This is a genomic window from Streptomyces sp. NPDC030021, assembly GCF_055574035.1.
Genome location: NZ_JBVIAH010000004.1, coordinates 305772 through 323197, shown reverse-complemented (window position 1 = coordinate 323197; position 17426 = coordinate 305772). Strand labels below are relative to the sequence as shown.

The 17426-nt window shown below is 72.7% G+C and carries 14 protein-coding genes and 1 riboswitch; of the genes, 4 read left to right on the top strand and 10 right to left on the bottom strand.

Translation table 11 applies throughout. The features are described from left to right. Positions 1 to 83: 83 nt before the first annotated feature. The 8 genes from ACZ4YL_RS10370 to ACZ4YL_RS10335 form a co-directional block, all read right to left on the bottom strand. Positions 84 to 1472 (bottom strand): HAMP domain-containing sensor histidine kinase, encoded by a 1389-nt coding sequence (locus tag ACZ4YL_RS10370; RefSeq protein ID WP_468115294.1) that lies wholly within the window; start codon positions 1470 to 1472, stop codon positions 84 to 86. Next, positions 1469 to 2155, bottom strand: a complete 687-nt coding sequence (locus ACZ4YL_RS10365) for a response regulator transcription factor (protein ID WP_468115292.1) — start codon at positions 2153 to 2155, stop codon at positions 1469 to 1471. Before ACZ4YL_RS10365 ends, ACZ4YL_RS10370 begins: the two co-directional genes overlap by 4 nt. Before the next feature lie 203 nt (positions 2156 to 2358). Next, the gene (locus ACZ4YL_RS10360; RefSeq protein ID WP_468115291.1) at positions 2359 to 3132 is read right to left on the bottom strand and encodes an enoyl-CoA hydratase; all 774 of its coding nucleotides are present in this window, start codon (positions 3130 to 3132) and stop codon (positions 2359 to 2361) included. Continuing rightward, a complete protein-coding gene (gene mmsB, locus ACZ4YL_RS10355; RefSeq protein WP_468115289.1) occupies positions 3129 to 4031 on the bottom strand; it encodes a 3-hydroxyisobutyrate dehydrogenase in 903 nt (300 codons plus the stop codon). Before mmsB ends, ACZ4YL_RS10360 begins: the two co-directional genes overlap by 4 nt. Next, a complete protein-coding gene (locus tag ACZ4YL_RS10350) occupies positions 4028 to 5137 on the bottom strand; it encodes an enoyl-CoA hydratase/isomerase family protein (RefSeq protein ID WP_468115287.1) in 1110 nt (369 codons plus the stop codon). Before ACZ4YL_RS10350 ends, mmsB begins: the two co-directional genes overlap by 4 nt. Further along, positions 5134 to 6288 carry an acyl-CoA dehydrogenase family protein gene (locus tag ACZ4YL_RS10345; protein ID WP_468115285.1) on the bottom strand — a complete coding sequence of 385 codons (1155 nt, stop codon included), beginning with the start codon at positions 6286 to 6288 and terminating at the stop codon, positions 5134 to 5136. The genes ACZ4YL_RS10350 and ACZ4YL_RS10345 overlap by 4 nt, the downstream gene beginning before the upstream one ends. After that, positions 6285 to 7784, bottom strand: a complete 1500-nt coding sequence (locus tag ACZ4YL_RS10340) for a CoA-acylating methylmalonate-semialdehyde dehydrogenase (protein ID WP_468115283.1) — start codon at positions 7782 to 7784, stop codon at positions 6285 to 6287. Before ACZ4YL_RS10340 ends, ACZ4YL_RS10345 begins: the two co-directional genes overlap by 4 nt. A 204-nt stretch (positions 7785 to 7988) precedes the next feature. Continuing rightward, a riboswitch (cobalamin riboswitch) is annotated at positions 7989 to 8159 on the bottom strand. Positions 8160 to 8262: 103 nt separating this feature from the next. Beyond that, the gene (locus ACZ4YL_RS10335; RefSeq protein ID WP_468115282.1) at positions 8263 to 9678 is read right to left on the bottom strand and encodes a short-chain fatty acyl-CoA regulator family protein; all 1416 of its coding nucleotides are present in this window, start codon (positions 9676 to 9678) and stop codon (positions 8263 to 8265) included. 412 nt (positions 9679 to 10090) lie between these two features. Here ACZ4YL_RS10335 and aceA point away from each other — a divergent pair, with 412 nt between their 5' ends. From aceA to ACZ4YL_RS10320, 3 genes are all read left to right on the top strand, one after another. Continuing rightward, entirely contained in the window at positions 10091 to 11377 is a 1287-nt protein-coding gene (gene aceA / locus ACZ4YL_RS10330) for an isocitrate lyase (RefSeq protein WP_468115280.1), read from the top strand. A gap of 85 nt (positions 11378 to 11462) precedes the next feature. Continuing rightward, a complete protein-coding gene (gene aceB / locus ACZ4YL_RS10325; protein ID WP_468115278.1) occupies positions 11463 to 13052 on the top strand; it encodes a malate synthase A in 1590 nt (529 codons plus the stop codon). Continuing rightward, positions 13052 to 13930: a 3-hydroxybutyryl-CoA dehydrogenase gene (locus ACZ4YL_RS10320; protein ID WP_468115277.1), complete on the top strand. Its 879-nt coding sequence runs from the start codon at positions 13052 to 13054 to the stop codon at positions 13928 to 13930. The genes aceB and ACZ4YL_RS10320 overlap by 1 nt, the downstream gene beginning before the upstream one ends. Before the next feature lie 152 nt (positions 13931 to 14082). On the opposite strand, the gene ACZ4YL_RS10315 is transcribed toward ACZ4YL_RS10320, so the two are convergent. Beyond that, positions 14083 to 14925, bottom strand: coding sequence for an aminoglycoside phosphotransferase family protein (locus tag ACZ4YL_RS10315; RefSeq protein WP_468115275.1), 843 nt, complete (start codon positions 14923 to 14925; stop codon positions 14083 to 14085). 752 nt (positions 14926 to 15677) lie between these two features. Here ACZ4YL_RS10315 and ACZ4YL_RS10310 point away from each other — a divergent pair. Further along, positions 15678 to 16598, top strand: a complete 921-nt coding sequence (locus ACZ4YL_RS10310; protein ID WP_468115274.1) for a S1 RNA-binding domain-containing protein — start codon at positions 15678 to 15680, stop codon at positions 16596 to 16598. Between the two features lie 22 nt (positions 16599 to 16620). Here the strand turns inward: ACZ4YL_RS10310 and ACZ4YL_RS10305 are convergent, their stop codons facing one another. Next, on the bottom strand, positions 16621 to 17340 hold the full coding sequence (locus ACZ4YL_RS10305) for a ZIP family metal transporter (RefSeq protein WP_468115272.1): 720 nt from the start codon (positions 17338 to 17340) through the stop codon (positions 16621 to 16623). Between the last annotated feature and the right edge of the window lie 86 nt (positions 17341 to 17426).

Here is a 17426-nt window from a genome sequence, read left to right as displayed (position 1 = left end):
GGGCCACTGTGCGCGGTGTGTGTAAGGGGGGCGTGGGCGCATTGTTCGGGGAATGCAAGGGGGCCGCCGCGGCACCCGGGTGCTCAGACGGCGGGCGCCGGCGGGAGGGTGACGGTGAAGCAGGCGCCGCCTTCCGGACCGTGCCCCTCGACGCGGATGCCGGCGCCGAGACGGCCGGTCAGGCGGTGGGCGATGGCCAGCCCCAGGCCGCTGCCGACCGGGCGGGTGTCCCGGTAGCGCTCGTGGAGGGCGCCGTGGTCGAAGGCGATGCGTACGTCGTCGTCGGTGAGGCCGGGCCCGCCGTCCCGGACCTGCAGCTCGGCCCCGCCGCCCGTGGCGGCCGGGCGGACGGCGAGGACCAGGGGTGCGCCCGCGGGCGTGACGCGCAGCGCGTTCTGCACCAGGCCGTCGATCAGCTGCCGGACCCGGAAGGCGTCCGTCGCGACGACGACGGGCAGCTCCGGCCGTTCGAGCCGGAGGTCGACGCCGTGGCGTGCGCACAGGCCGGTCCAGAACGCGGCGGCCTCGCAGACCAGTGCGCGGAGATCGGCCGGGGCCACGTCCAGGCGGAAGTCGTCGGCCTCCAGCCGGGCCAGGTCCAGCAGGTCCCCGAGGAACCGGTCCAGGCGCCGGGTCTCGCCGGCCAGGATGGAGCCGACCTCGGGCACCCGCTCCGGCTCGATGAGGCCGTCGGCGAGCGCCTCGGCGTAGCCCTGCAGCGCGGTCAGCGGGGTGCGCAGGTCGTGGGAGACGGAGAGCAGGAACTCCCGCTGCCGGTTCTCGCTGTGGGCCAGCGCCTCGTCCAGGACATTGAGGGCGCGCCCGATGTCCGCGGTCTCCCGCGGGCCGTCGACCGGGGCCGGTACGCCGCGTTCGCCGTCGGCCAGCCGGTGTGCGATCTGCGCGGCCGTCACGAGCGGACGGGCGATCCGGCGGGCGAGGAGCGCTCCCGCCAGGGCCGCGCCGAGCATGCCGAAGACCAGCGGGACGATCACGTTGCGGCGGATCTGGTTCGTGTTCTCGGTGACGACCGTGTACGGCTCGGTCAGCACGACGGCGCCGCCGCGTACGCCGGGCTGCCCCACCAGCAGTACCTCCTGGCCACCGAGGATGCCGGTGGTGGAGACCGGGTCCCCTGCCAGCAGGGCCGATCTGGACGTACGGTCGACGGCCGGGCCGGCCGTTCCGCTCATGGTGCCGTCCCGGGCGATGACCGCGAGCTGCACCCCGTTCGGCCCCGCCAGGGCCTGGGCGCCGGTGAAGAGCGCCTCGGACAGGATCGGCAGCCGGCTGAGCACCGTCGCCTGGCGGGTCAGCTGGTCGCGTTCACGCTGTTCGGCGCCGTGCGCGGCGGTCTGCCAGGCGATCAGCCCGGTCAGGGCCACCGCGAGCGCCGCCACCACGGTGGTCAGGACCACGATCTTGCGGGCGAGGGAGCCGCGGTGCGGACCGGTGCGGGGGTGGCGGTTCACGGGCCGGGCGCCGTCGCGCTGTACCCGACGCCCCGGACCGTACGGATCGGGCTCGCGTCGCCGAGCTTGGCGCGGACCTGCGAGACGAAGACGTCGACCATGCGGGTGTCGCGGTAGGCGGGGTACCCCCACACCTGGGCGAGCAGTTGCTCGCGGGTGAAGACCTGGCCCACGTGCTGGAGGAGGTGGAAGAGCAGATTGAACTCGGTGGCGGTGAGTTCGACCGGCTCGCCGTCGCGGCGTACGGTGCGGCTGACCGGGTCCACGCTGAGCCGGGCGGTGCTCCCGGGCGGCGGTCCGGGCGGGCCCGCCGCCCGGCGCAGCACGGTCTTGACCCGGGCGACCAGCTCGCGGGGCGAGAACGGCTTGGTCAGATAGTCGTCCGCGCCGAGTTCGAGGCCGAGGATCCGGTCGGCCTCCTCGCCGCGGGCGGTGACCAGCAGCACCGGCGTCCAGTCGCCGGCGTCCCGCAGGGCGCGGCAGAAGGCGATGCCGTCCATGCCCGGCAGGCCGATGTCCAGGACGATCGCCACCGGGTGCATGCGCCTCGCCGCCGCGAGACCGGCGGCCCCGTCGGCCTCGACGTGGACCCCGAAGCCTTCGCGGGTCAGGTAGAGGCGTTGCACGTCGGAGATGTGGCGCTCGTCCTCGACGATCAGTACGAGGCCCCTGGACTCCGTCATCACTGCCTTTCAGCCGCGGTTGGCAGCATCGATGCTAACCGCGCCGACCGGCCCTTCCGGTGGGCGCGCCGCCATCCGTACATTCCCCGAACAATGCGACGGCCGCGCTCCGGGACGAGGCCGCCACCGTCGCGGCCCGCACGCCGGCGGGCCGCAGGCCGGGTGCAGCGCAGTCGCGCGCCGCACCCGGCCCGCGCACTGCCTCAGCCGTGGCTGAAGCGGGGCGGGCGCTTGTCCACGAAGGCGGACATGCCCTCTTTCTGGTCGGCCGTGGCGAAGACCGCGTGGAACAGCCGGCGTTCGAAGCGGACGCCCTCGGTGAGGGTGGTCTCGAAGGCCCGGTTCACGGCCTCCTTGGCCATCATCGCGACCGGCTTCGACATCCCGGCGACGGTCTCGGCGACCGCGAGGGCCTCGGACAGCAGTTCGCCGGCCGGGACGATCCGGGAGACCAGGCCGGCCCGTTCGGCCTCGACCGCGTCCATGGTGCGGCCCGTCAGGCACAGTTCCATGGCCTTGGCCTTGCCGACGGCCCGGGTGAGCCGCTGGGATCCGCCGATCCCCGGGATCACCCCGAGCCTGATCTCGGGCTGCCCGAACTTCGCGGTGTCCGCGGCGAGCAGGATGTCGCACATCATGGCGAGCTCGCAGCCGCCGCCCAGGGCGTAGCCGGAGACCGCCGCGAGGGTGGGCGTACGGACCTGGCCGAGCCGGTCCCACGCCGTGAACCAGTCCGAGAGGTACATGTCCATATAGCCGCGCGGCCGCATCTCCTTGATGTCGGCGCCGGCCGCGAAGGCCTTCGCGGAGCCGGTCAGCACGATGCAGCCCACCTCCGGATCCCGGTCCAGTTCCTCCGCGGCGGCCACCACCTCGGTCATGACCTGGAGGTTGAGGGCGTTGAGGGCCTCCGGCCGGTGGAGGGTGAGGACGGCCACCCGGCCCTTGCGCTCCAGCAGGATGGTTTCGTAGGTCATGCGGGGGTTCCGTTCCGGGGTCGCAGCGTGTGGACGATCGCCGAGAAGTCGAGGCCGGCGCCCTCGCCCGCGGCGAAGTCGGCGTACAGCTCGGCGGCTTTCAGGCCCAGCGGCGCCTCCACCCCGCCGGCCCGCAGGGCGTTCGCCGCCAGGGCGAGGTCCTTGGCCATGAGGGGTGCGGCGAAGCCGGGAAGGTAGTCACGGTTGGCGGGACTGCCCGGAACCGGTCCGGGCACGGGGCAGTTGACGGTGAGGGCCCAGCACTGGCCGGAGGCGGTGGAGGCCACGTCGAAGAGGGCCTGGTGGTCCAGGCCGAGGCTCTCGGCGAGGACGAAGGCCTCGCTCACCCCGATCATCGAGACCGCGAGGATCATGTTGTTGCAGATCTTCGCGGCCTGTCCGGCGCCCGCCGTCCCGCAGTGCACGGCCTTCCTGCCCATCGCGCCGAGCAGCGGCCCGGCCGCCGCGAACTCCTCGGCGCCGCCGCCCGCCATGAAGGTGAGGCCCGCCGCCTGCGCGCCGACCACCCCGCCCGAGACGGGCGCGTCGAGGGACCGGTGGCCGGCCGCCGCAGCGGCCTCGTGGGCGGCCCGCGCGTCGGCCACGTCGATGGTGGAGCAGTCGACGAACAGGGTGCCGGGCCGTGCGGCGGCCAGCAGCCCGCCGTCCCCGTACAGGGCGAGGACGTGCCCGCCCGCCGGCAGCATGGTGATCACCACATCGGCCTCGGCGGCCGCCGCGGCGGCCGACACCGCCGGCTCCACCCCCGTCACGGCGGCGGTGGCCAGCAGCTCCGGCACCAGGTCGAAGCCGAGGACACGGTGTCCGGCCTCCACCAGGTTGGCCGCCATCGGACCACCCATGCGGCCCAGTCCGACGAACGCCACGGTCCTGCTCACCAGGGCACCTCCTGAGTCGAATCCGTCCGGGTCAGCTGCAGTTCGCGCGCGCCGAGCGGGGCGAAGAACCGTTCCACGTCCGCAGGAAGGACCTCCGCCAGGGAGGGCGGTGACCACCGGGGGCTGCGGTCCTTGTCGATCACCTGCGCGCGGATCCCCTCCACCAGGTCGGGGGAGGACAGCGCCGCGCAGGAGATCCGGTACTCCTGCTCCAGAGCCCGCTCCAGCGGGCCGAGTTCGCGCACCCGGCGCAGGGCGGCCAGGGTCACCTTGAGGGACGTGGGCGACTTGGCCGCAAGGGTGGCCGCGGCCTCCTTCGCCGCCGGGACACCGCTGCCGAGCAGACGCTCCACGATGTCCTCCACCGTGTCCGCCGCGTAGCAGTGGTCGATCCACTCGCGGTCACCGTCGAGCGCGCCGGCGGGCGCCGGACCGACGTACCGTTCCAGCACCTCGTGCACGGAGGCCCGTGCCAGGTCCGCGGCCAGCCGCGGCAGCAGCTCCGAGGGCACGAAATGATCGGCGAGCCCGCAGAGCAGCGCGTCCGCCGCTCCGGCGGGCGCCCCCGTCAGGGCCAGGTGGGTGCCGAGTTCTCCGGGCGCCAGCGCCAGCAGGTACGTGCCACCGACATCCGGGACGAAGCCGATGCCCGTTTCCGGCATGGCCACGCGGGAGCGTTCGGTGACGATCCGTACGGTGCCGTGGGCCGAGATCCCGACGCCGCCGCCCATGACGATGCCGTCCATGAGGGCGACGTACGGCTTGGGGTAGCGGGCGATGCGGGCGTTGAGCCGGTACTCGTCGCGCCAGAAGCCGGCCGAGGCCGTGCCGCCCGTGCGGGCGTCCTCGTAGATCGCGCGGATGTCACCGCCCGCGCACAGGCCGCGTTCACCGGCCCCCTCGATGACGACGGCCGCGACGTCCGGGTCGTGCTGCCAGTCGGCGAGCGCCCCGTCGATGCGCAGCACCATGGCGTGGGTGAGGGCGTTGAGGGCCTTGGGGCGGTTGAGGGTGATGTAGGCGGTGTGGCCCTCGGTCCGCAGGAGCACGTGGTCCTGGTCCTGGCCGTGGTCCTGGTCGTGGGCCCCGGGGGATCCGTGGTTCATCGCAGGGCCTCCGTGAGCCCGCGGGCGACGATGATGCGCATGACCTCGTTGGTGCCTTCCAGGATCTGGTGGACCCGAAGGTCGCGGACGATCTTCTCGATGCCGTACTCGCTCAAGTAGCCGTAACCTCCGTGGAGTTGGAGGGCCCGGTCGGCGACCGCGTAGCCGGTGTCGGTGGCGAACCGCTTGGCCATCGCGCACAGCTGCGGGGCCAGGGGGTCGCCCCGGTCCAGCGCGTCGGCGGCCTGGCGGACCAGGGCGCGGGCCGCGGCCAGCTCGGTGGCCATGTCCGCGAGCCGGAACTGCAGGGCCTGGGCGTCCAGCAGCCGGGCCCCGAACGCCTCCCGGTCGGCCAGGTACGCGAGGCTGCGGTCCAGCGCGCTCTGCGCACCGCCCAGCGAGCAGGCGGCGATGCCGAGGCGGCCGCCGTTGAGGCCGTTCATGGCGATGCGGAAGCCGTCGCCCTCGGCGCCGAGACGCCGGTCGGCGGGGACGCGGACCCCGTCGAGGATCACCTGGCGGGTGGGCTGGGCGTTCCAGCCCATCTTGCGCTCGTCCGGGCCGAAGGAGACCCCGGCGTCCGCGCGTTCGACGACGAACGCGGAGACGCCGCCCGCGCCCTCGCCGCCGGTGCGCGCCATGACGATGTAGACCTCGGAGGTGCCGGCGCCGGAGATGAACTGCTTGACACCGGTCAGCACATAGCCGTCGTCCGTGCGCTCGGCCCGGGTGCGCAGCCTGGCCGCGTCGGAGCCGGCGCCGGGTTCGGTCAGACAATAGCTGCCCAGCGACCGGGCGGAGCACAGGTCGGGGAGCCAGCGGGCCCACTGGTCCGCGTCCCCGTACCGGTCGACCATCCAGGCGACCATGTTGTGGATGGAGAGGTACCCGGCGATGGAGGGGCAACCGGTGGCGAGGGTCTCGAAGACGAGGACGCCGTCGCTGCGGCTGAGCCCGGAACCGCCGTGCTCCTCGCGGACGTAGACGCCGCCGAGCCCGAGGTCCGCCGCCTTGCGGATCACGTCCAGCGGGAAGTGCTTGTCCTGGTCCCAGGTGACGGCGTACGGGCCGAGCTGCTCCTGGGCGAAGTCGAGGGTGACCTCGGCGAGGGCGAGCTGATCGGGGCTGAGGGTGAGGGTCACCGGGCTCATCCCATCGTCGGGATGGTGAAGCTCGCGCCCTCCTTGGCCCCGGAGGGCCAGCGCGAGGTGACGGTCTTGGTACGGGTGTAGAAGCGGAACGAGTCGGGGCCGTGCTGGTTCAGGTCGCCGAAGCCGGACCGCTTCCAGCCGCCGAAGGTGTGGTACGCCACTGGGACGGGGATCGGCACGTTGACGCCGACCATGCCGGCGCCCACCCGGCGGGTGAAGTCGCGCGCCGTGTCCCCGTCACGGGTGAAGATCGCGACGCCGTTGCCGTACGGGTGCTCGGTGGGCAGGCGCAGGGCCTCCTCGTAGTCGGCGGCCCGTACGACGGACAGCACCGGGCCGAAGATCTCCTCGCGGTAGATCCGCATCTGCGGGGTCACGCGGTCGAAGAGGGTCGCTCCGGCGAAGAAGCCGTCCTCGTGCCCGGGCAGGGTGAACCCGCGCCCGTCCACGACGAGTTCGGCGCCCTCGGTGGCTCCGATGCCGACGTAGCGGTTCACCCGGTCGAGCGCGTCCTGGCTGACCAGCGGCCCGAAGTCGGCCTCGGGGTCGTCGGAGCGGCCCACGTGCAGGGTGGCGATGCGCTCCGTCAACTTGGCCACGAGGGCGTTCGCGGTCTCCTCGCCGACGGGTACGGCGACGGCGATGGCCATGCAGCGCTCGCCCGCGGAGCCGTAGCCGGCGCCGATGAGGGCCTCCACGGCCTGGTCGAGGTCGGCGTCGGGCATCACGATCATGTGGTTCTTGGCGCCGCCGAAGCACTGGGCGCGCTTGCCGTGGGCCGCGGCGGTGGCGTAGATGTGCGCGGCGATCGGAGTGGAGCCGACGAAGCCGAGGGCCTGCACGCGCGGGTCTTCGAGGAGGGTGTCGACGGCCTCCTTGCCGCCGTTGACCACATTGAGCACGCCGGGCGGCAGACCGGCCTCCAGGAACAGCTCGGCGAGGCGCAGCGGTACGGAGGGGGCGCGCTCGGAGGGCTTCAGGATGAAGGAGTTGCCGCAGGCCAGGGCGGGTGCGGCCTGCCACAGGGGGATCATCGCGGGGAAGTTGAAGGGGGTGATCCCGGCGACCACGCCCAGCGGTGAGCGCAGGGAATGCACGTCGATCCCGGTACCCGCGTTGTCGGTGAACTCGCCCTTGAGCAGGTGCGGGACACCGGCGGCGAACTCGACCACCTCCAGGCCGCGTTGCAGGTCTCCGTGGGCGTCGGCGACGGTCTTGCCGTGCTCGGAGGACAACAGCCGGGCGAGGGAGTCCCGTTCGCCCTCGACCAGCTGGAGGAAGCGCAGCAGTACGCGCGAGCGGCGCTGCGGGTTCCACTGCCCCCAGTCGGCCTGCGCCTCCTCGGCGTTCGCGATGGCGGCCTCGGTGTCGGCCCGCCCCGCGAGCGGTACCCGGGCCTGGACGGCACCGGTGTTGGGTTCGTACACGTCGGTGAAGAGGCCGGAGGATCCGGTGGTGTGCTTGCCGCCGATGAAATGGGTGAGTTCACGGACCATGGGTGCCTGCTCTCGTCAGGTTGGATCCGGGGATGGCACGGCCGACCGGCGGACCGCACCCGATGGGGCGCGCCGCTGGGGAGGGTCGTGGGACTGGTCGAAAGAGACGACCTATGAGCGCGCGAACGTGTGTGTGCGCTCCGCCGGATCACCAGGGTCGTGGGTACAAACCGGTGCCATGCGTGTCTGCTCCATCCTCGTGGACAACACGGAACATCCGCGGCCGGTATCCTGACTCCCGGATCCCCGCGTGCCGCCCGCCTTCCCGACAGGCCTCGTCAGTGGCGTGTTGATGGCAGCACACTCCCCGGTCACAGTGGCGGGACCGTGCCGGTTTCTCACCGGCTTCCCTGCACCGCGGACCTTGTGCCACGAACATATAGTTGGACGTCCTAGTAAGTCCAGAGCCGCCGCCGCGCGCCTTCGCCATCCGGCCGCGTCGCCCCGCCCGCGACCCGAGTCCGCGGTTGACGCCCGCTCAGTCCCGCGCCGGGGCCGCGTTCCTGGTCACTGGGTACGGGATGAAGGTGCTGCTGTTCTCGTCCACGGCCAGCGCCCGCCCGAGCGGCGGCACGGCCCGCTGCGGGCAGTCGAGGCGTTCGCAGAGGCGGCAGCCCATGCCGATCGGGGTGGCGGCCGCCGTGTTGTCGAGGTCCAGCCCGTCGGCGTACACGAGCCGCGAGGCGTGCCGGATCTCGCAGCCGAGCCCGATCGCGAAGGTCTTGCCGGGCTCGCCCCAGCCGCCGCGGTGACGGGTGACGGCCCGGGCGGTCCACAGGTACCGCTGCCCGTCGGGCATGGCGGCCACCTGGACGTGGATGCGGCCGGGCGCGGCGAAGGCCTCGTACACGTTCCACAGCGGGCAGGTGCCGCCCGCGCGGGAGAAGTGGAATCCGGTCGCCGACTGCCGCTTGGACATGTTCCCGGCCCGGTCCACCCGGACGAAGGAGAAGGGCACCCCGCGCAGCCTGGGCCGCTGCAGGGTGCTCAGCCGGTGGCAGACCGTCTCGTAGCCGATCCCGAAGTGGTCGGTGAGCCGCTCGATGTCGTAGCGGAACTCCTCAGCAGCCGCGTGGAAGGCGCGGTACGGGAGGATGAGCGCGCCCGCGAAGTGGTTGGCGATGCCGATCCGCGCGAGGGCGTGGACAGGGGAGCCGGGCGGGAAGTCCTCGGCGGCCAGCCGGTCCAGCTCGTCCCCGTACTCGATCAGCGCCAGCTGGGTGGCCATCCGGAACGCCTGCTGCCCCGGCCGGAGCCGGTTCGACAGGTGCAGCACCCGGGCGGCGGGGTCGTAGTGGTGCAGTCGGTCGGAGTCCGTGGCCGTCCGGATCCCGTGCCGGTCGGAGAGCCGGCGGGTCAGCGCGCGGATGACGTCCCCCGGGTGGATGCCGATCTCGGCGGCGAGACCCTCGGCGGCGAGATCGGTGTCGTGGAGGTAGTTCTGCCGCCGGTAGAAGAACTCGCGGATCTCCTCGTGGGGCGAGCGCGGACTGTCGGTGGCCGCGTCCCGGCCGTCGGCGGCGTCGGCGAGCCGCTCGGCCAGGAGCTGGCTGCGCCGGCCCAGGTCCAGCAGGACCGAGGCGACCGCGGGCATGCGGGTGGCCAGTTCGGCCAGGTCGGAGGGGGAGACGCGGGCCTGCGCCACCTCGTTCGCGAGCGCCTCGCGCAGGTCGGCGACCAGCCGGCTGGTGTCGCGCTCGGAGAAGAACCCCGGATCCACACCGAAGGCCTCGGTGAGCCGCAGCAGGACCGGAACGGTGAGCGGCCGGGAGTCGTGCTCCATCTGGTTGAGGTAGCTGGGGGAGATGGCGAGCACCCGGGCCAGGTCGGCCTGGGTCATCCGCCGCTCCTCGCGCAGCCGTCGCAGCCGCGCTCCCGCGTACGTCTTGCTCACCGCACTCCCTCGCCGTCTTCCGGGCCGTGCACGCCGCCCTGCACGCCGCCGTACACGCGCCGCCAGGATACGGGGATCTTCGCGGCCGCCGAGCTTCGCAACCTTGGCAATTCCGGGGTCGAAGATTCGCAGAGCTTGGCAGATGTACTTCCTTGATGGCACTCGGTGTCAGTGTCAGAGTCGGTGCTGCGGCCCGCCGGACACGGTGGCCGGGAAGAGCCGACTGGCCCGATTCACGCCCTGATTTCGGCCGTTCAGACAGTTCGTCCCGGCGGCTCGGCAGCATTGCTCAGCTTCGGCCCATGGTCGGGTTCGGCGGCCGCATCTCATCGACAGGCACAGAGTGCCAATGAATCGGGTCCACGTCCCGGCTCATTGGCAAGACAAGCGACGGATGGAAACGGTGACGGTCATGGCAGAGGCGAACACGACGGCGGCGGCCGAGCAGCTCAAGCAGCGGTGGGCCGACGACCCTCGCTGGGCGGGCATCGAGCGCACCTACACGGCCGAGGACGTGGTGCGGCTCTCGGGCAGCGTCCGCGAGGAGCACACCCTGGCCCGGCGCGGCGCCGAGCGGCTGTGGCGACAGCTCCACGAGCAGGACTACATCCACGCCCTCGGCGCGCTCACCGGCGGCCAGGCGGTCCAGCAGGTGCGGGCCGGACTCCAGGCGATCTACCTCTCCGGCTGGCAGGTGGCCGCCGACGCCAACCAGGCCGGGCACACCTACCCGGACCAGAGCCTGTACCCCGTCAACTCGGTCCCGCAGGTGGTGCGCCGGATCAACAACGCGCTGCTGCGCGCCGACCAGATCGCCACCGCCGAGGGCGGCACCGACACGACGGACTGGCTCGCGCCGATCGTCGCGGACGCCGAGGCCGGCTTCGGCGGCCCGCTGAACGCCTTCGAGCTCACCAAGGCGATGATCGCGGCGGGCGCGGCCGGCATCCACTACGAGGACCAGCTGGCCTCCGAGAAGAAGTGCGGCCACCTCGGCGGCAAGGTCCTCGTCCCGACCTCGCAGCACGTCCGCACCCTCAACGCGGCCCGCCTGGCGGCCGACATCGCCGACACCCCGACCCTGATCATCGCCCGTACGGACGCCCTCGCCGCCACCCTCCTGACCAGCGACGTCGACGAGCGCGACGCGGAGTTCTGCACGGGCGAGCGCACCGCCGAAGGCTTCTACCACGTGCGGGGCGGCATGGCCCCGGTCATCGCCCGCGGCCTCGCCTACGCCCCGTACGCCGACCTGATCTGGGTGGAGACCGGCACCCCGGACCTGGAGCAGGCCCGCGAGTTCGCCGAGGCGATCCACGCGCAGTACCCCGACCAGATGCTGGCCTACAACTGCTCGCCGTCCTTCAACTGGAAGGCCGCGCTGGACGACGACCAGATCGCCAAGTTCCAGCGGGAGCTCGGCGCGATGGGCTACCGCTTCCAGTTCATCACCCTGGCCGGCTTCCACTCCCTCAACCACGGCATGTTCGACCTGGCCCGCGGCTACGCCGAGCACGGCATGACCGCCTACGTCGACCTCCAGGAGCGCGAGTTCGCCGCCCAGGCCCAGGGGTTCACCGCGGTCAAGCACCAGCGCGAGGTCGGCACCGGCTACTTCGACCTCGTCTCCACCGCCGTCAACCCGGCCTCCTCCACCACCGCGCTCTCCGGCTCCACCGAGGAAGAGCAGTTCCACTAGGCCGTCGCTGCGCCGAGTCCTTCCGACGGGTGCCCGAGGGACCTCCCCCGGGCACCCACCCACCGCCCCCGCTGAGGAGAACCGCATGCCCCTATCGCCTCTGACCAGCAGCGTCCAGGTCCTCGGTGCGCCGGGTGAGCGCCACGAGGAGATCCTGACCCCCGAGGCCCTGGAGTTCATCGGCCGGCTCGACACCGCGTTCGCGGACCGCCGCCTGGAGGTCCTCAAGGAGCGCCACCGCCGCTCGGGCCACCTGGGCGGCGGCACCCCGCTCGACTTCCCGCTCGCCACCCGCGCCCTCCGCGAGGACCCGCACTGGCGCGTCGCCCCGCCGCCGCCCGGCCTCACCGACCGCCGCGTCGAGATCACCGGCCCGCCCGAGCGGCGGATGGCCGTCAACGCCCTGAACTCCGGCGCCAAGGTCTGGATGGCCGACTTCGAGGACGCCACGGCCCCGACCTGGACCAACGTCATCGGCGGCCAGCTGACCCTGCTCGACGCCATCGAACGGCGCATCGACTTCACCACCCCGGAGGGCAAGGAGTACCGCCTCGGCGAGCAGCTCGCGACCATCATGGTCCGGCCGCGCGGCTGGCACCTCCTCGAAGAGCACCTGGAGATCGACGGCCGGCCCCTGTCCGCGTCCCTCGTCGACTTCGGCCTGTACTTCTACCACTGCGCCCAGCGGCAGATCGACGCGGGCCACGGCCCGTACTTCTACCTGCCCAAGCTGGAGAACCGGTACGAGGCGCGCCTGTGGAACGACGTCTTCCTCCTCGCCCAGGAACTCCTCGGCATCCCCCGCGGCACCGTCCGCGCCACCGTCCTCATCGAGACGATCACCGCCGCCTTCGAGATGGAGGAGATCCTCCACGAGGTGCGCGAGCACAGCGCGGGACTGAACGCGGGCCGCTGGGACTACCTCTTCAGCCTGATCAAGACCTTCGGCCACCGCACCGACTTCCAGCTGCCCGACCGGGCCAGGGTCACCATGACCGCCCCCTTCATGCGGGCCTACACCGAGCTGCTCGTCCGTACCTGCCACCGGCGCGGCGCCCAGGCCATCGGCGGGATGGCCGCCCACGTCCCCAGCCGGGACGCGGAGGCGAACGCCGCCGCCCTCGCCAAGGTCCGCCTCGACAAGGAGCGGGAGGCCGAGGACGGCTTCGACGGCTCCTGGGTGGCCCACCCCGGACTGGTCCCCGTCTGCCGCGAGGTCTTCGACGGCGTTCTGGGGGAACGGCCGAACCAGCTGGACCGGACCCGGGAGGACGTCGAGATCACGGCCGCCGACCTGCTGTCCGTACGCCGGATCGCCGCGCCCCCCACACGGGAGGGCATCCGCTCCAACGTCGCCGTGGCTCTGCGCTACTTCGACGCCTGGCTGCGCGGCAGCGGCGCCGTGGCCCTGTACGGCCTGATGGAGGACGCCGCGACCGCCGAGATCGCCCGCGTCCAGATCTGGCAGTGGCTGCGCCACGACCAGGCCGACCGGGCGGCGGTCCTCGACCTCCTCGACGCCGAATGCGCGGCACTGGAGGAGGAGAACCCGCGGGCCCGGGTCACCGAGGCCCGGGAGGTCTTCGTGAACACCGCGCTCACCCCCCGCCTGCCCGCCTTCTTCACCCCCGAGGCCTACACCCGCCACCTCGTCCGCCGGACGGAGAACCACTGATGACCACGTCGATCGCGTCGATCCACCGGGTCGGTATCGTCGGCGGCGGCCAGATGGGCGCCGGCATCGCCGAGGTGTGCGCCCGCGCCGGCCTCGACACCGTCGTCGCCGAGTCGGACGCCACCGCCGCCCGGGCCGCCCGGGAGCGCGTCGCCGTCTCCCTCGAACGGGCCGTGCAGCGCGGCAAACTGGACCGGATCTCCGCCGAGGACTCCCTGGCGCGGCTCGTCTTCACCGGCGACCTGGAGGACCTCGCCGACCGGCAGCTCGTCATCGAGGCCGTCACCGAGAACCCCGAGGCCAAGATCGAGGTCTTCGCCGGCCTCGACAAGATCGTGGCGGACCCGGAGGCGATCCTCGCCACGAACACCTCGGCCATCCCGATCATGCGCCTGGGCATGGCCACCGGCCGCGCCGACCGGGTCGTGGGCCTGCACTTCTTCAACCCCGTCCCCGTCCTGCCGCTCGTGGAGGTCGTCTCCTCCCTCCACACCTCGCGCGACACCCTCGACGCCGTGGAGGCCTTCGCCCGCGGCGCCCTGGGCAAGACCACCGTCCGCTCCCAGGACCGGGCCGGCTTCGTGGTCAACGCGCTGCTGATCCCCTACCTCCTCTCGGCCATCCGCATGGCCGAATCCGGGTTCGCCGCCCCCGAGGACGTGGACGCCGGAATGGAACTGGGCTGCGCCCACCCGATGGGCCCGCTCAAACTCGCCGACCTGATCGGCCTGGACACCGTCGCGGCCATCGCGGAATCCCTCTACGAGGAGTTCAAGGAGCCCCTGTACGCGCCGCCCCCGCTGCTGCAGCGGATGGTGCAGGCGGGTCTGCTCGGCCGCAAGAGCGGCCGCGGGTTCCACACATACGGCCGGGGCTGAGGGGCCCCGGCGGTCTCCAGGGCAGAGGGTGCGCCGGAGACGCACGGGAACGGCGCGGGTGGGGCGAGTGGTGTCGCCGCACCCGCGCCGCACCGCGTACGGGAGCAAGGGCACGGGGCGAGGGCACGGGGCGAGGGGCTCGGCGGCCGAGGTCAGGCGGGCCGCGTCAGCAACTGCGCCAGGTTGTCGGCGAATTCCGTGATCCAGTCGAGCAGGGGGCCGCTGCGGGCGACCCGGAAGCCGTGCCGACGGCCCCAGAACGCGGCCTGAACGGCATGCAGTTGAGCCCAGCGCCGAACGCGCTCGCGATCGAGTTCCGCAGCCTCGACGAAGATGTCCAGCGTGCGGTGGACCGCCTTGCCGAGGTCCTCGGCTCCGAGGAGGGACAACGCACGCGTCTTGAGCAGCGTGCCGCCGTCGTAGGCGGGATCGCCCACGTAGCCCTTGGGATCGACCGCGAGCCACGGCTCGCGGTCCGCCCGCAGGATGTTCCGGGCGTGGAGGTCGCCGTGGATCAGGACGTCCGGCTGGGTGCGCCCCAGCTCGCGGACGGTCGCCACCGCCGCGTCCACCGCGTACCGCGGCATCGCGTGCGTCAACTCCTTCTCGTCCCGGCGGAGCTGCTCCTCCCAGGAGTCGGCCTGCTCCCGCAGCCGGGGCAGGCCGGCCGGCGCCGGGACGGCCAGCCGGCGGCTGAGCCGCCCCGCCACCGTCACCACCTCGTCGCCGTCCTCGACCCCCTCCAGCGTCGATGTCCGGACCCGCTCCAGCAGCATCGCGAAACGCTCGTCGTCGCGCTCATGCAGCAGGACGGCTCCACGCCCGCCCCACGCCTCGAACGCGTCCGGCTCGTGGACGTTGCCGGGATGCGGGAAGGAGGCCTTCAGTACGGCCGGTACCGCGTCCCGCCGCAGCACCGGAACGATGATTCCGACACCCCCGTGCATGACCTCGCCGTCCGGTACGCACTCCCAGCGTGCGAGTAACTCGTCCACGATGGAAGGCAGTTCGGCGAGCCATGCGGCTCCGGCCGCTCCCTCGCGTTCGACGGTGCAGTCCGTGAACGCCCTCTGGTGTCTCGATCATCCCGGTACCTTACGCTGGGCCACATGATCCAACTTTCTGTCCGTCCGCGACCGGCCCTCAGGGCGACTTCGAGCCGCCGGGGGCACTGAGATGCCGCCCTTCACCTACCGGCTCACCCCGGGTGCGGCCGTCCCCTTCGCCGTCCGGGAACAGGCGGCCGAGACCTTCGTCGCCGCCGCGCGCCGCTTCGCCACGGAGGCCGGCATCGACCGGCTGACGATCGACAATCCGATGGCCCGGGGGTTCTTCTCCTTCCGATCCCGTTCGGCCCCGAGCGCCCCGGAGATGGCGGGGCTGTTCCCCAGCGACCGGCCGGGCTCGTCCGGCCCGCTCCCACCGTCCGGTTACCACGACGGCGCGCCCATACCGCTCGACACCGGCCTGGAGCTGCTGCGGGCCATGCTGCTGCGCGAGGGCCCCTGGTGCCGGCTGCACACCGAGGGAGGTTTCTTCCTCCACGTCGGGGAACGGCACGACGTCTACGTCGGGGGTGCGGGGCCGTACGCGGAGGCCGCGGCGCACGCCCGCCGATCGGGGCTGACCGTCGAACCGGTCGAACGCTCCCCGTACGACCCCGCCCTCGACGAGACCGACCCCCAGCCGCCCGCGGACGCAGCCTTCTGGACGGCGCTCCACCGTCTGGTCGCCGAGCGCGGCGGGCGTGCTGGTCGAGGAGCGGTACGTCGCCGGCGCCCATCGCTGGCACCGGCCGGCCACAGCCGCCGAGATCACCCGGGTACGGGAGCTGCTGACCCCGCGGGCCCGGCTGGCGGTGTGGCCGGACCTGACCGACGACATCGAGGCGGTCCGCACCGCCGTCCTGCACTCGGAACGGCTCGAACTCCTGGTCCAGCAGCATCCCGACGGGATCCCCCGGGCGCGCCTCGCCGAGCCGTGGATGGGCCGCACCGACATCGCCTACCCGATGATCGGGGGTGGTCCGGGGCACCGGGCCGGGCTGGTCCCGCTGGCACCGGCCGATCGCCACCCCCTGCTCGCCGGAGTGCTGCCCGACGCCGACGGCGTCGTACGGGCGCGCTGGCGTACCAACCGCACCCCGGCCGACGAGCGGCGGACCCTGCTCGGTTCGCTGCGGACCGGAGACGTGGTGACAGGCACCGTCGCGAGCGGCCTGGACGACGTCGGTGTGCACGTGCACCTGGACCTGGAACACGAGCGGGGATGGCCCCTGGGCTTCCTGCGCGTCCCCGAAATGTCCTGGGAGTACTTCGAGGACGTGGACGAGGTGGCCCCGATCGGACGGCGGATCCGCGCCGAGGTCCTCCACGTCGACCTGGAGTGGGAGCGCGTGGGCCTGTCCGTCAAAGCACTGCGCCCGGACCCCTGGCGCCCCTTCGCCGAAGCACTCCGGGTCGGCGACACCTTCCCCGGCACCGTCACCAAGATCATTCCGTTCGGTGTGTTCGTGCGCATCGCACCGGGCGTCGAGGGCCTGGTCCACGAGACCGAGTTCTCCGGCAGGACCTTCGAGACGGGGGACGACGTACGCGTCACCCTGCTCGCCGTGGACCTGGACCTGGACCGGCGCCGGATCAGCCTTTCCCCGGCCCCCGAGGCCTGAGCGGGCGGCCGCCGGCGGCGCGTCACTCCAGGAGGGAGAGCGCACCGGCGGCCGCGAAGCCGAGCACGGTCGACAGGCCCGCGAGCCTGCCGCCCAGCTCGAAGGCCTCCGGCATCATCGAATTCGCGAGCATGGTCAGGACCGCCCCGGCCGCGAACGCCTGCACCAGCCGGCCCTCGGTGCCGGGAACGAACCCCACCAGCCCGTACCCCAGCGCCGCGCACGCGCCCGAGATCGCGGTGATGCCCCACCAGATCCGGTACACCACACCCGGCTGCCGGCCCTCCTCCCGCATGCCCGCGGTGGCGCCGAGGCTCTCGGGGAGGTTCGACAGGAACACCGCCGCAAGGAAAGGGACGCTGATCGAGCCGCCTGCGGCCAGGCCCATCCCCAGCACCAGCGACTCGGGTATCCCGTCGAGCAGGGCACCGAGCACGATGGAGCGGTTCGCGTTGTGCGCGCTCCCGGCCGACCGCTGCGCCGTGGCCTTCTGCGCGAGGGCTCCGTCGAGGAGGAAGAAGGTCAGCGCGCCGACGCCGACGGCCAGGAAGTCCCACGCGCTCTCGAAGCGCTCCCTGGGCACGAGCTCGTACGCCACGGCCGCGATCAGCGCTCCCGCGCCGAAACCCAGGACCAGTCCGGTCACCTTTGGCGACGGACGGTAGCGCAGTGCCAGCCAGGCACCGATGACCAGGGAGAATGCCGCGAGAGCACCCCATCCGGCCGCCGCGAGAGCGTTCATCGGACCTCCTGGACGGCCGTCCCGCGTGGGGGAGGCGACCCGTGCCCATGCTCCGGGCCCCCGTGCGCCCCGACATCCCCCGGACC

What these genes read in the sequence shown, in the direction of transcription:
- ACZ4YL_RS10365 (WP_468115292.1), bottom strand. Translation starts at nt 2,155, where the DNA reads ATGACGGAGTCCAGGGGCCTCGTACTGATCGTCGAGGACGAGCGCCAC.
- ACZ4YL_RS10360 (WP_468115291.1), bottom strand. Translation starts at nt 3,132, where the DNA reads ATGACCTACGAAACCATCCTGCTGGAGCGCAAGGGCCGGGTGGCCGTC.
- ACZ4YL_RS10350 (WP_468115287.1), bottom strand. Translation starts at nt 5,137, where the DNA reads ATGAACCACGGATCCCCCGGGGCCCACGACCAGGACCACGGCCAGGAC.
- ACZ4YL_RS10345 (WP_468115285.1), bottom strand. Translation starts at nt 6,288, where the DNA reads ATGAGCCCGGTGACCCTCACCCTCAGCCCCGATCAGCTCGCCCTCGCC.
- ACZ4YL_RS10340 (WP_468115283.1), bottom strand. Translation starts at nt 7,784, where the DNA reads ATGGTCCGTGAACTCACCCATTTCATCGGCGGCAAGCACACCACCGGA.
- aceA (WP_468115280.1), top strand. Translation starts at nt 10,091, where the DNA reads ATGGCAGAGGCGAACACGACGGCGGCGGCCGAGCAGCTCAAGCAGCGG.
- aceB (WP_468115278.1), top strand. Translation starts at nt 11,463, where the DNA reads ATGCCCCTATCGCCTCTGACCAGCAGCGTCCAGGTCCTCGGTGCGCCG.
- ACZ4YL_RS10320 (WP_468115277.1), top strand. Translation starts at nt 13,052, where the DNA reads ATGACCACGTCGATCGCGTCGATCCACCGGGTCGGTATCGTCGGCGGC.
- ACZ4YL_RS10305 (WP_468115272.1), bottom strand. Translation starts at nt 17,340, where the DNA reads ATGAACGCTCTCGCGGCGGCCGGATGGGGTGCTCTCGCGGCATTCTCC.